We start from the raw sequence: 12,697 nt of genomic DNA, 5'->3' as shown, positions 1-12,697 counted from the left end.
TTAATTCCAACCCCACAGTATTGGCGTTTTAAATTTAGGCTTACACACATCGTAAGTTTCGTGCATGGCGAAGAACAGGTGCTGATTATCGATACTTTTCTTATCTTCACTGAACGAGAGCAACAGAGCCTTATGACACAACTGGTTTATCAACCTTGGAATACCCAATGAAGAACGGCAAATCGCCTTTTTTTGATTCAAACTGAACAGTTCAGGATTGCCACCAGATTTAGTAATTCGATTATCAATGTAAGCTACCGTCTCATCGAGCGTCAGCGGCCTCAGTGTTGAACTGAATGTGATTCTTTGACGAAATTGTCTTAGGTGGTAAGCCTCTAATCGAGCGTCCAATTCAGGCTGCCCGAGCAACACTATTTGAAGCAATTTCTTATCTTCTGTTTCAAGGTTGCCGAACAGCCTTAAGGTTTCAAGAGCCTCATCGGATAGAGCTTGCGCCTCATCCAGTATAGCGACCACTCTCAAACCCGAGTTGTGTAAATCAATCAACTTATGTTGAATGTTATCGACTAAAGTGGCTTCATTATCGATGGTCAAATCAAGTTCTTTAGCGACAGCGTGACGTAAATCAGCGCCAGACAACACAGGATTTGGCAAATAGATTAACGCCGTACAATCCTTTAAATGATTAACCAGTATCCGACAGACCATGGTTTTCCCCGTGCCCACCTCACCGGTAACTTTAATCACGCCCTCTCCCATTTCCAACGCCGAGATGACCGTTTGAATCGCCTCAAAATGAGGCGCCAAACCATAAAAGAAATCGGTATTCGGCGTTAACGTAAATGGCAGTTGTTCAAAACCAAAGTGAGCTTGATACATACGACGACCTAGCTTAGTGAGACACTGCCACTCTATATTGAGAAAGTAAGCATTTACTCTTCATCAGGGAACCACTCTTGAAGAAGATCACGAGAGCGCTCCAACTCATTTTGCCAAGTATTCACACCCACGATCGTTGGTTTAAGCAAGATCACGAGCTCAGTTTTTTGAGTCAACTTATTGGTATTACGGAATAAATGACCTAATGCTGGGATATCACCGAGGAATGGAACTTTAGACGTCACATCACTGGTGTTAGATTTCATCAAACCACCAATCACAACCACGTCACCGTCTCGAGCTCGAATCACTGAGTCAGATTCACGAATAGAGCTTTTAGCTAAAGGTAGTTGTACCACACCCGTTGTTGAACCTAGGTTGAGCTCTTTCACTTCTTCTTCTACTTCAATAACAGCAGGGTGAACATGTAGGAACACGCTACCTTTATCATCTATCTGAGGAGTCACATCTAAAGAGATACCAGAGAAGAACGGCGTTAACTCAACCTCAGGCGCAACATTAGCATTGTCACCACTACCCACCGCACTTGATAAGTCCGTCACGTAGTATTCGTCTGTACCAACCTTGATCACCGCTTTCTGGTTGTTTGCAGCCGTTACGCGTGGGCTAGAGAGAACATTGAGATCACCTTGAGTATCCATAAAGCTCAATACCGCTTCAAAGCTACCGTCTGAAATCGTTACGTTGGTTTGTCCGCCTAACAAGGAGCTGATTGCATCCAATGGTGGCAATGTTCCACCTGGTCGGTCAATAACCACACCACCACTACCAATCGACTTAGATAAGTTCGACCAGCTAATACCTTGCTGGTAACCATCACTCAGGGTGACTTCCATGATTTTAGCTTCCAAGATAACTTGGCGTTGCAGACGTTTTTGAGAAATACCTAGGAACTCACGAACCTCACGAATTTCATCCGGGTAAGCACGTACGGTAATCACACTTGCTTGTGGGGTAACCACGACACTTTGCCCATCACCAGAACCAATCAAGTGAGCAACCGCCGCTTCAAGCTGTGGCCAAAAATCACTTTCAGATGTGGTTTCAATCTCTGTGCCACCATTCGATGTCGAGTTTGATGTATTAGAAGAGTTTGATGAATTCGACGAGTTAGAGTCAGAGCTTGAAGAGCTCGACGAACTGTTGTCCGAATTGGAGATCGTACCCGTTGTTATCGTCGTCAATGAGCGACCAGAACGCTTAACTTGTAAGTAGTCGACAGGGATCGTCACTGTGCGAAGGCCTGCAGGGTAAACCTGAATCACCTTGCCACGCTTTTCGATATCGTAGCCATACATGTCTTGAGCAACAGCCAACACTTCATCTAACGTTACGTCGGTTAGATTAAGCGTAAGGTTTCCCGACACACTTGGGTGAATAGCGGCACTGTACTCAGTGCCTTTCACTAAGCTTGCAAAGAAGGTTCTCGCTTCAACGCCTTTAGCCTGAATGCGAAAACGCTTTACCGTTTCCATTCCTGGCGATACAGAGTCCGAATCGAGTTGAGGCATAAGATCATCTTGTACTGATGAAGGAAGCTCATGAAGCGCTTTACTGTTAGCTTCATTAATTGATTCATTCAAAGACTCTTTTATTTCAACAGGATCGCGATGCCCCATCGAACAGCCGACTAAAGATGACACTAGGATTGCTACTACAAGTTTACGCATGTCTTCACTCTAACCTTAATTATTCTTAACATCTAAAGAGAACATCTCTAATTTCCACTGCTTAGAGCTTCTCTGCAGAGTGACGTATTCTGGATCTATGTTCTTAACTCGGTACCCTCTGATCGTTTCCCCTTGACCGAGAATTTGACCATTCATAATCGCATAACAAGGTGTATCCCCCTTGCAAACAATGCTCTCTAGAGACGGTAAGCGATATTGAACTGGCGCCTTTTTAGCTGGCGCTGTTTTTTGTTGAGGTGAAAGCCAACCTAATGGCGCCGTTGGATCTTGCTCAGCCCAAACTAAGGAGCTACTAAACAGCAAGGACAACAATAGAGTTCTAACCACCGATAAACTCCTGTCTGGTACCAAGTGTGTAAACCTCGAACACAAGTCGAGCTTTAGGATATTCTTCTACTGAATACTCAAACGTACGCCAGTAATAACTCACTGGAAGAGACTCAAGGGCTTGAAGGTAAGCTGAAATATCAAAGTAGCTGCCTGTTAGTTCCATTCTCACAGGGTGAAGAAAGTAGCCTGAGTACTCGCTAGTCTCTTTATTATTTGAAATCGCTTCTGGTTTTAGTGACTCCAAGGATTCCAGCTTAAGTCCATGGCCAGCATTGAGAACACTTTCCAATAACTGTGACATTTGAGAAGGCGTGATCAGTCCATCAACAATCTCTGACAGTTGAAGAGAAAGGTCTTGGCTCTCTACTAGTAGCTTCTTGTACTCAATATTAATTTCTTTGTCTGGGTCTTTGTTCAACTTTGCTTGAAGAACGAGTAGCTCACCTTGTTGCCTTTGGTTTGACTGCGTCAGACTCATCGATTTAGCGTTTTTTGCTTGTAAGTCGAGGTATGCAGGCTCAACCAATAAGGTGAATACAAGCATTGATAAACCGACAAAGCCACATACGAAAAGTAGCCATTTTTCTCTTTGGCTTAATGCAAGAAACTTATCGCTCTGCTGGTTCCACTGCTGCATTATTTACTCTCCCTGCGAGTACTTAACTCGAACGTCACCACATCTTGATCATTACGACCTATTTTGAGTTTTTCAAAAGAGCGACCAACAAGATTAAGCTCATTTTTGAATTGACCAATCCAGTTAGGGACAACATTGGCATTGCGAGCTAACCCACTCATATCTAACGTGTCATGGGTCATATAGATGTGCGAAAGAGAGATGTCATTTCGGCCTAATTGAGCTAGGGAATTCATGACGCCAGAATACCCGACTTGCTGGGATTCGTCGTATTGCCCAACGGCCTTCAACGCCTCTTTTTTTGCTTGAGTCTCACGTTTGAGACGGGCAACAGCGGCGACTTTCTCCGGAGACGGTTTATGCTCAGTTAACTTACTCTTCAACTGGTTAACTTGCTTGTTAACTTGATTGGAGTCATGTTGCAAAGCTGTTAGTTCTTTGTCCAAATTCGATATTTGGTATTGCATCACAAAGTAACCGCCAAGAAGCAGGGCACAGACAAGTCCCCAACTCGCGACAACATTCGTTAATGTGAAATATTCTTTTTTCGGCTTGAGGTGTTCAGGATAAAGATTGACGTTAAACGCATCTTTTTCAGCAGCGAGCTTAACTAACAAGCTTTCAGAGTTTTCGCGCTCACCTTCAACGAGCAAAGAAACCGTTGAGCTCAGTGTATTATTTAACGCACTTTGTAGTTCTGCCTCATCCTCTTCATCACAACAGATTTTTAGCTGATGAAGTTGAGTGCCTTTGATTTGAGAAGAAAGGTAGTCAATCGAACGCTGGAGTTCTAAAGCAAGGCCATCTAACTGCAGTGCGCTGGATGCAACACCCGTTAAAGGTGGAACCACACTGCGAATCGTTCTTTGGAAGCAGACGGTATTCTCAACAAAAGCACCCAACTTAAAGTGTGAATTTGAGCTGCGTTGTAGAAGTATAAAATTAGAGAGTTCGCCGGCACTATAGCCCCAGATTTCATCTTCAGGAGCAACACCTTTAAGCTCTACTTGCGCTGAGTTAGTAATGTTTAAAAGCTTATCTAACAGCTTTTTAGGTAAAACATACACTTGCAGTTTGTTTGATGTCGGCAGTGCGACCGCACTTGCTGTAATCTCAGTCACTCTTTCAGCGACAAGATCTTTCAATAAAAAAGGCAAGGCAACCGACCACTCACTCTCTGGAATGTCCGGTTTATCAATTTGGTAAGTTTGGTAATAGTTAGCGCAGACTATTAATTGGAGGCTACTGCTGGTAAAAGCCTCACTGTTAAGCGATTTTTTTAGTGCACTTTCCCAGTCCCCGTTTACTACAGGGATGTGAGTGACTTGAGATTCTTGCTCTGTCGATGAAATATAAACAGCATCATTGCCCAACATGACAACTTGCGAGCTGCCTTTATTATTCGTTGGCTTTATCTTGTCTAAAATCGCTTTAAAATTCATGCTTAACTACTACTCTTACGCCATCGATTTCTTCGACCAACTTTAACAACAGATTCAGCTTTCACTGTCTTTTCACCTTGGTGAGGTAAAGGAATAATTTGTTGCTCTTCGTCGAAATATCTCCCTTGATAGCCGTTAATGCCTAACTCTATCAAGGTATTCTTTTCTTGTTTTGTCTCGACCCCAACCGCGATAACTTGAGTTGGAGAGTCACCACATGCCCCAATTAAACTTCGGACAAACAGCTGGTTCTCATGTCTTTGATCGATTTTCTTAATTAAGCTCCGGTGAAGCTTAATATAATTAACCTTCAAATCCTTTATGTAGTGCGTGCTAACTATGGTTCGCCCAGCTTGACCAACAATGACTTTACACCCTAATCCTCGCAGCATCTTTGCCACCGGTCTCATATAATCAAGATGAGCAATAAGGTGACCTTCTGGAAATTCAAAAGCCAGCTGAGAGCGATGCTGAGCTGAGAGCTGTAATAACTCACTCCTAAACCACTTAAAATGCTGTTTACTCGCAAACGGAGTGACATTCAGGTTCACCGAGTAGTTAATCGATTGAGTTGATTCTTTCAAAGATTTCAACAAAACCTTCAACACGGATTGGTCCATTTGAGCTTGATAACCCACTTGCTCTACCGCAGGCATAAATCGAGACGATTTCAATAAACCCTTGTCAGGGTCCTGAATCCTAGTGAATATTTCTCTATGTAATTCATTAGCTTGACCAGATTCCGGCATAAGGTAACACCGCTGAGCAAAGATTACCAAATTTTCAGGAAGCAGGGCTTTATCGAGTAATGTTCTCCAACGGACGCTGCCTCTATCAAGCTCATTTTTATTCTGTTTAGGGTAACGGCTCCAGTTATTAATGCGTTCCAACTGAGCACTTTTTAATGCGGTTTCCGTCTCATCCATAATCTGGCTATGACGCTCACCCTCGGTATACATGGTCACGCCGATATGACACCAATTATCCGACTCTAATGGCTCCGGAGGAGTTAGCTTATCTAACTGCCTTAAACATTGAGCTGCCAAGGTCGCAATATCTTTTGCTCCTTGGTGTGGAATAAATACCGCAAAGTCGGCCTCATAATAACGAGAGAAAATAACATCAGGGTAGCGCTGAACAATATTCGATAAGACTTCACCAACCTCAATAATAAAGCCGTCGGTCACTTGCTTATCATTGGTATCACGAACTTGTTCCCACTCATCGATACGTATTAACAACACACCACCACGAGCACCACTTTCATGCAATGCCGATTCAAGCTTGTTATCAAATAGCACTCGGTTGGCTGTGCCAGTAAGTTTATCTAAAAAAGTATGAGTGCGTATAAAGGTATCGAAACGGCTACGCTCTTGGCGTGCATCTTTCAGCTCTTCAATCAACACATCGAGTGCTTCACTTGCCGTAAAGGGCCACTCTCGCTCATCGCCTTTGGCATGCGCTTCAACTTGTCCTGCAAGGATCATCCTTCCGCGCTCTTCCAACATTTCAGAGCCCATTAACTGCTCTTTCAACCATCGAACACCACGAGCCAAACAGAAAATGATCAAAGCAACCGCTAAAGTAATCGACCACATCGCTTCTATTGAGTAGTTGTAACCAATATAAGGAGGCAATGCTTTGAATTCGATTTGGTAACCTTCATTGCGCTCTAACGTGAAGCTTTTCTCATAGAGGCGATTCGGATCAATTTGTGGAGAAGTATCTTTGAAGCGGTAAACAATACCCGTCTTATTTGAGAGTTTCATCTCAACGATATTGCTGGCCTGCAACATCTTAGGCATCCAACGCTGCATTGAGTACGCAGCATCTGGATCTTCCATCTCTTTATCTACGACGTCGACTATTCCCACCAAATAATGGTCTAAATATTCCTGCCCGATGCGCTTGAACGAAAGGGTGCCACCGATAAAAAGAATGAACATCGCACTGATAACTATCACTGTGACAAATGCGACCAATCGGGTGCTCAATTTTAGCGTGGGGGTATATCTCATGAATAACGAAATCCTTTTCAACTCACATTATACCGTATTGCTACTTATACTATAAATTGACGTTGTAAATAAAGCGTTAAGAATTCTAGGTAACAAAAAGCCGCGATAAACGCGGCTTTTTCCAATTTAATACTGTCTTTATAATATATTAAAAACAGGGCTTAAAATGGGATGTCATCATCAAAATCCATCGGTGGCTCATTATATTGAGGTTGAGCCTGCTGAGGAGCTTGTTGTTGAGGTGCTTTCTGCTGTTGAGCAGGAGCACTGTATTGTTGCTGTTGTTGTGGCTGTTGTGGTTGACCCCAACCGCCTTGCTGTTGGTTGTTACCCATACCACCTTGAGCAGGAGCACCGCCTTGAGCACGGCCGCCAAGCATTTGCATTACACCGTTGAAGCCTTGAACAACCACTTCAGTTGTGTAGCGATCTTGACCGCTTTGATCTTGCCATTTACGAGTTTGAAGTTGACCTTCAATGTAAACTTGAGAACCTTTACGTAGGTACTCACCAGCAACTTCAGCTAACTTGCCAAACAGAGCAACACGGTGCCATTCTGTTTTTTCACGCTGTTCGCCAGTTGCTTTATCACGCCATGACTCTGACGTTGCAATGGTAATGTTCGCTACCGCGCCGCCATTAGGCATGTAACGAATTTCTGGGTCATTACCTAGGTTACCCACTAATATAACTTTGTTAACTCCACGGCTAGCCATGATTTGCTCCGTCTAAATTCATAGTCTCAGAAAATTTTAGCGCACAAGAATAGCATGCTTTTCTACAGTGATAAATCGCATTCCTATTCTCTCCTCACTACAAAGAATAAAAACGTAACAAATCATGATATTCAGAGCGATGTTGCTTTTTTCTCCACTTACAAACCACTCATTTACTTTGGGAATTGATATTCAACGCAAGTCACTACTATTGCACTAGAGAAGCCAAAGCGTGCATGACAACGTGAAATCTCACCCAACTTAAACACGGAGCTTCAATGAGAAAATCTCGATACGCTCGCACTTTACACTTTCTGTGCATAGACCCGAGTGACACTTACCTACATGTAAAAGGGATAGAAAAGCACTTATCCATCATTCTCTACAAAATGACTCCGGACGACTTAATGTTAGTCGACAGAAAGCAGAGTAACCGCATCCTACTTGTCGACTATAAGGAGGTACCACAACTACTTATTATCTGTCCCAACCTGACCGTGATGTGGAAAAACCATGAGATCATCTTATTCAATGTTCCACAGCAACTGCCGACTTCGGAGCTTCTAACTTATGGAGTGCTGAAAGGTCTCTTTTATAACACCGATAAAAAGGACAAGATTGCCCATGGTCTTCAAGAAGTGATTGATGGTGATAACTGGCTACCAAGAAAAGTGACCAATCAACTGCTGTTTTACTACCGTAATATGGTCAATACCAACACAACACCAACCAATGTCGACTTAACCATTCGAGAGATTCAGGTTATTCGTTGCCTTCAATCCGGCTCATCCAACACACAAATCGCCGATGACTTGTTTATTAGTGAGTTCACGGTTAAGTCCCACCTCTATCAAATATTCCGTAAGTTAGCGGTTAAAAATAGAGTCCAAGCCATCGCCTGGGCTAACCAGAACCTACTTGCATAATTGATCCGCTTCTTAAACTGACGATAATTTTGAGGGAAGCTCTAATAAACCATAGGTATTGTTGCTGAATTTTCGACATAACTTATGCTAGAGTTGCCCTCAGAAATATCAACCACTCAGGTTGAATCAATAATTATTATAGATAAAGGGTCTTATCATGATCAAAAAGTGCCTTTTCCCGGCAGCTGGCTACGGTACACGTTTTTTACCAGCAACTAAGTCAATGCCAAAAGAAATGATGCCTGTTGTAAACAAACCTCTTATTGAATATGGCGTAGAAGAAGCAATCGAAGCTGGCATGGACGGCATGTGTATTGTTACTGGCCGCGGTAAGCACTCAATCATGGATCACTTCGATAAGAACTACGAGCTTGAGCACCAGATCAGCGGCACCAATAAAGAAGACCTTCTAGTAAATATCCGTGAAACGATTGAAGCAGCAAACTTCACTTACATCCGCCAACGCGAGATGAAAGGTCTAGGTCACGCTATCCTAACGGGTCGTGAACTAGTTGGTGATGAGCCGTTCGCAGTTGTGCTTGCCGATGACCTTTGTGTGAACGAGCAACAAGGCGTGCTGGCTCAAATGGTTGCACTGTACAAGCAGTTCCGCTGTTCTATCGTTGCAGTTCAAGAAGTACCAGAAGAAGAGACACATAAATACGGTGTTATCTCTGGCGAGATGATCAAAGACGATCTTTTCCGTGTCGATGACATGGTCGAGAAACCTGAACAAGGTACAGCGCCAAGCAACCTAGCAATCATTGGTCGTTATATTCTGACTCCAGATATCTTCGAGCTGATCGAACAGACTGAACCAGGTAAAGGCGGCGAGATCCAAATTACTGATGCATTGCTTAAACAAGCGAAAGCGGGCTGTGTATTGGCTTACAAATTTAAAGGCCAACGTTTTGATTGCGGTAGTGTTGAAGGCTACATCGAAGCAACAAACTACTGCTTTGAAAACCTATACAAGAAAGACCAAAAGCAAGTTGAGCTAGGCAAACATTCAACGCAAAAAGAAGCATAACGGCTCTATAAGAAGTAACGTTTCGAATTTTAAAAGGGTGGCTCTTTGAGTCGCCCTTTTTTGTTTACTGTTTTTTTATCCAGTAAAACTTTGCACAAATCTCACTCTATGTAATACTTTAGCCACTTAAAATTACATGGTCTGTTGAGATGGATAAAATAGAAATTAGAGGCGCTCGTACGCATAACCTCAAAGACGTTAACCTTACAATTCCCCGCGATAAACTCACGGTTATCACAGGGTTATCCGGTTCAGGAAAGTCGTCACTTGCGTTTGATACTCTCTACGCAGAAGGGCAACGTCGCTATGTTGAGTCTTTGTCTGCCTACGCTCGCCAATTTCTATCTCTTATGGAAAAACCCGATGTAGACCACATCGAAGGTTTATCTCCGGCTATCTCGATAGAGCAAAAATCGACGTCTCATAACCCTCGCTCAACCGTAGGTACCATTACCGAAGTCTATGATTACCTGAGACTACTTTACGCTCGAGCGGGTGAACCTCGCTGTCCGGATCACAACATCCCCCTAGCTGCGCAAACCATCAGTCAAATGGTGGACAAGGTACTTGAGTTACCTGCAGGCTCAAAGATGATGTTACTTGCGCCGATCGTTAAAGAGCGTAAGGGCGAACACGTAAAGACACTAGAAAACTTAGCGGCTCAAGGCTTTATTCGTGCACGTATTGATGGTGAGACCTGTGACCTATCCGATCCTCCAGCACTTGAACTGCACAAGAAACACACCATTGAAGTAGTAGTTGATCGATTTAAGGTGCGCCCTAATCTACAGCAACGACTCGCTGAATCGTTTGAAACAACACTGGAGCTATCTGGCGGTATTGCAGTCGTCGGTTGGATGGACGAAACAGACCAAGAAGAGATCGTGTTCTCAGCAAACTTCGCTTGTCCAAAGTGTGGTTACAGCATGCAAGAACTTGAGCCTCGCTTGTTCTCATTCAACAACCCAGCAGGCGCATGTGGTACGTGTGATGGACTTGGTGTTCAACAATATTTTGACCCGAGCCGAGTGATTTTGGATGAAAACCTAAGCATCGCCGAAGGTGCGATTAAAGGCTGGGATCAAAAGAACTACTACTATTTTCAGATGCTAACATCACTGTCAGAGCATTATGGTTTCGATCTGTTTGCGCCGTTTAACTCTCTACCAAAGAAGACTCAAGAGATCATTCTCAAAGGTTCTGGCCGCACTGAGGTTGAATTCAAATACATCAATGACCGTGGCGATATCCGCGTTAAGCGTCACCCGTTTGAAGGTATTTTAAATACACTAGAGCGTCGCTACCGTGATACGGAATCAAGCTCAGTTCGAGAGGATCTTGCTAAATACATCTCTACGAAGTCATGCTCTAACTGTGATGGTACTCGTCTGAGACTAGAAGCTCGAAATGTATTTATCGGCGATACAACACTGCCTGAAATCGTTGAGCTTAGTATTGCTGATGCACTACAATTTTTCCAAGAGTTGAAGTTAGACGGCCAACGTGGGCAGATCGCTGATAAAGTGATGAAAGAGATCAATGACCGCCTACATTTCTTGGTTAACGTTGGTTTGAACTACCTTAACCTATCACGCAGTGCTGAAACTCTATCAGGTGGTGAGGCACAACGAATTCGTTTGGCGAGTCAGATCGGTGCGGGCTTAGTGGGTGTCATGTACGTACTAGATGAGCCATCAATTGGCCTCCACCAGCGTGATAATGAGCGTCTACTGCAAACCTTGGTACACTTGAGAGACCTAGGCAATACGGTACTTGTTGTAGAACATGATGAAGATGCTATTCGCTGTGCAGACCATGTCATCGATATTGGCCCTGGCGCTGGTGTTCACGGTGGTCACGTAGTCGCAGAAGGCACCATGCAAGACATCATCGACAACCCGAACTCTTTAACCGGCCAATATCTGAGTGGTGTGAAAGAAATTGAAGTACCAAAACAACGAACACCAATCGACAAGAAGAAAGTCGTAGAGATCGTTGGAGCGACAGGTAACAACCTAAAGAATGTCACGGCAACTATTCCAGTTGGATTATTTAGCTGTATTACGGGTGTATCGGGTTCAGGTAAATCGACATTAATTAACGACACCTTCTTCAAAGTTGCTCACACTCAACTTAATGGCGCAACCACAGCAGTACCGGCAAAACATAAAAAGATTAAAGGGTTAGAGCATTTCGATAAGGTAATCGATATTGATCAAAGCCCAATAGGACGCACACCAAGATCAAACCCTGCGACCTATACTGGTATCTTCACTCCTATTCGTGAACTTTTTGCTGGCACACAAGAGTCACGTTCACGTGGTTACAAAGCAGGAAGATTCAGCTTTAACGTACGTGGCGGGCGCTGTGAAGCGTGTCAGGGCGATGGCGTTATCAAGGTAGAAATGCACTTCTTACCTGATGTGTATGTTCCGTGTGATGTGTGTAAAGGAAAGCGCTACAACCGTGAAACACTAGAAGTTCGCTACAAGGGTAAAACCATCGACGAAGTTCTTGAGATGACTGTTGAAGATGCTCGTGAGTTCTTTAATCCAGTTCCAGTGATTGCACGTAAACTGCAAACGCTTATGGATGTGGGTCTTTCGTACATTCGCTTAGGCCAAGCGGCAACCACCTTATCTGGCGGTGAAGCACAACGTGTTAAATTGGCTCGCGAGCTGTCTAAACGAGATACAGGCAAAACCTTATACATTCTCGATGAGCCCACAACAGGTCTTCATTTCCACGATATCCAGCAGCTATTAACGGTACTGCATCGACTGCGTGATCACGGTAATACGGTTGTAGTAATTGAGCACAATCTAGATGTCGTAAAAACAGCTGACTGGATCTTAGATTTAGGCCCAGAAGGCGGACAAGGCGGTGGTGAGATTGTTGCAGAGGGTACACCTGAAGATGTGGCGTTAGTCGAAGGTTCGTACACCGCTCGCTTCCTTAAGCCTATGTTAAATTTGAACTAGGTGTAAAATAGCGCCCTGCGAGCAGACAGAAAAATGTTAAAGTAACAGAGCTTGTTTCAAAAGGA

10 protein-coding genes are annotated in these 12,697 nt (G+C 43.7%); 3 read left to right on the top strand and 7 right to left on the bottom strand.

The window, feature by feature from the left end; genetic code table 11:
• The 7 genes from OCV12_RS01490 to OCV12_RS01460 form a co-directional block, all read right to left on the bottom strand.
• A complete protein-coding gene (locus OCV12_RS01490; protein WP_261885194.1) occupies positions 1-840 on the bottom strand; it encodes an ExeA family protein in 840 nt (279 codons plus the stop codon).
• Positions 841-893: 53 nt separating this feature from the next.
• Positions 894-2,531 carry a pilus (MSHA type) biogenesis protein MshL gene (gene mshL, locus OCV12_RS01485; protein WP_261885193.1) on the bottom strand — a complete coding sequence of 546 codons (1,638 nt, stop codon included), beginning with the start codon at positions 2,529-2,531 and terminating at the stop codon, positions 894-896.
• A 15-nt stretch (positions 2,532-2,546) separates the two neighbouring features.
• Complete coding sequence (locus OCV12_RS01480) at positions 2,547-2,879, bottom strand: MSHA biogenesis protein MshK (protein WP_239830012.1); 333 nt, start codon at positions 2,877-2,879, stop codon at positions 2,547-2,549.
• On the bottom strand, positions 2,872-3,519 hold the full coding sequence (pilO, locus tag OCV12_RS01475) for a type 4a pilus biogenesis protein PilO (protein WP_261885192.1): 648 nt from the start codon (positions 3,517-3,519) through the stop codon (positions 2,872-2,874). Before pilO ends, OCV12_RS01480 begins: the two co-directional genes overlap by 8 nt.
• Entirely contained in the window at positions 3,519-4,961 is a 1,443-nt protein-coding gene (locus OCV12_RS01470) for an MSHA biogenesis protein MshI (RefSeq protein WP_261885191.1), read from the bottom strand. The genes pilO and OCV12_RS01470 overlap by 1 nt, the downstream gene beginning before the upstream one ends.
• Positions 4,962-4,963: 2 nt before the next feature.
• Positions 4,964-6,979: an RNase E specificity factor CsrD gene (gene csrD, locus OCV12_RS01465; RefSeq protein ID WP_261885190.1), complete on the bottom strand. Its 2,016-nt coding sequence runs from the start codon at positions 6,977-6,979 to the stop codon at positions 4,964-4,966.
• Positions 6,980-7,140: 161 nt separating this feature from the next.
• Positions 7,141-7,695, bottom strand: a complete 555-nt coding sequence (locus tag OCV12_RS01460) for a single-stranded DNA-binding protein (RefSeq protein ID WP_017630755.1) — start codon at positions 7,693-7,695, stop codon at positions 7,141-7,143.
• Between the two features lie 278 nt (positions 7,696-7,973).
• Between OCV12_RS01460 and OCV12_RS01455 the strand changes: the two genes are divergently transcribed.
• From OCV12_RS01455 to uvrA, 3 genes are all read left to right on the top strand, one after another.
• Positions 7,974-8,621 carry a LuxR C-terminal-related transcriptional regulator gene (locus tag OCV12_RS01455; RefSeq protein ID WP_261885189.1) on the top strand — a complete coding sequence of 216 codons (648 nt, stop codon included), beginning with the start codon at positions 7,974-7,976 and terminating at the stop codon, positions 8,619-8,621.
• Between the two features lie 157 nt (positions 8,622-8,778).
• A complete protein-coding gene (galU, locus tag OCV12_RS01450; RefSeq protein ID WP_017630757.1) occupies positions 8,779-9,651 on the top strand; it encodes a UTP--glucose-1-phosphate uridylyltransferase GalU in 873 nt (290 codons plus the stop codon).
• Positions 9,652-9,800: 149 nt separating this feature from the next.
• Entirely contained in the window at positions 9,801-12,632 is a 2,832-nt protein-coding gene (gene uvrA / locus OCV12_RS01445) for an excinuclease ABC subunit UvrA (RefSeq protein ID WP_261885188.1), read from the top strand.
• The last annotated feature ends 65 nt before the right edge of the window (positions 12,633-12,697 follow it).

The organism is Vibrio pomeroyi (assembly GCF_024347595.1).
Classification (GTDB): Bacteria; Pseudomonadota; Gammaproteobacteria; order Enterobacterales; family Vibrionaceae; genus Vibrio; species Vibrio pomeroyi.
This window is presented reverse-complemented; position numbering and strand designations above follow the sequence as displayed.

Coding starts and splice junctions, on each gene's coding strand:
- mshL (WP_261885193.1), bottom strand. CDS start 2,531: ATGCGTAAACTTGTAGTAGCAATCCTAGTGTCATCTTTAGTCGGCTGT.
- OCV12_RS01455 (WP_261885189.1), top strand. CDS start 7,974: ATGAGAAAATCTCGATACGCTCGCACTTTACACTTTCTGTGCATAGAC.
- OCV12_RS01460 (WP_017630755.1), bottom strand. CDS start 7,695: ATGGCTAGCCGTGGAGTTAACAAAGTTATATTAGTGGGTAACCTAGGT.
- OCV12_RS01470 (WP_261885191.1), bottom strand. CDS start 4,961: ATGAATTTTAAAGCGATTTTAGACAAGATAAAGCCAACGAATAATAAA.
- pilO (WP_261885192.1), bottom strand. CDS start 3,519: ATGCAGCAGTGGAACCAGCAGAGCGATAAGTTTCTTGCATTAAGCCAA.
- csrD (WP_261885190.1), bottom strand. CDS start 6,979: ATGAGATATACCCCCACGCTAAAATTGAGCACCCGATTGGTCGCATTT.
- galU (WP_017630757.1), top strand. CDS start 8,779: ATGATCAAAAAGTGCCTTTTCCCGGCAGCTGGCTACGGTACACGTTTT.
- uvrA (WP_261885188.1), top strand. CDS start 9,801: ATGGATAAAATAGAAATTAGAGGCGCTCGTACGCATAACCTCAAAGAC.
- OCV12_RS01490 (WP_261885194.1), bottom strand. CDS start 840: ATGTATCAAGCTCACTTTGGTTTTGAACAACTGCCATTTACGTTAACG.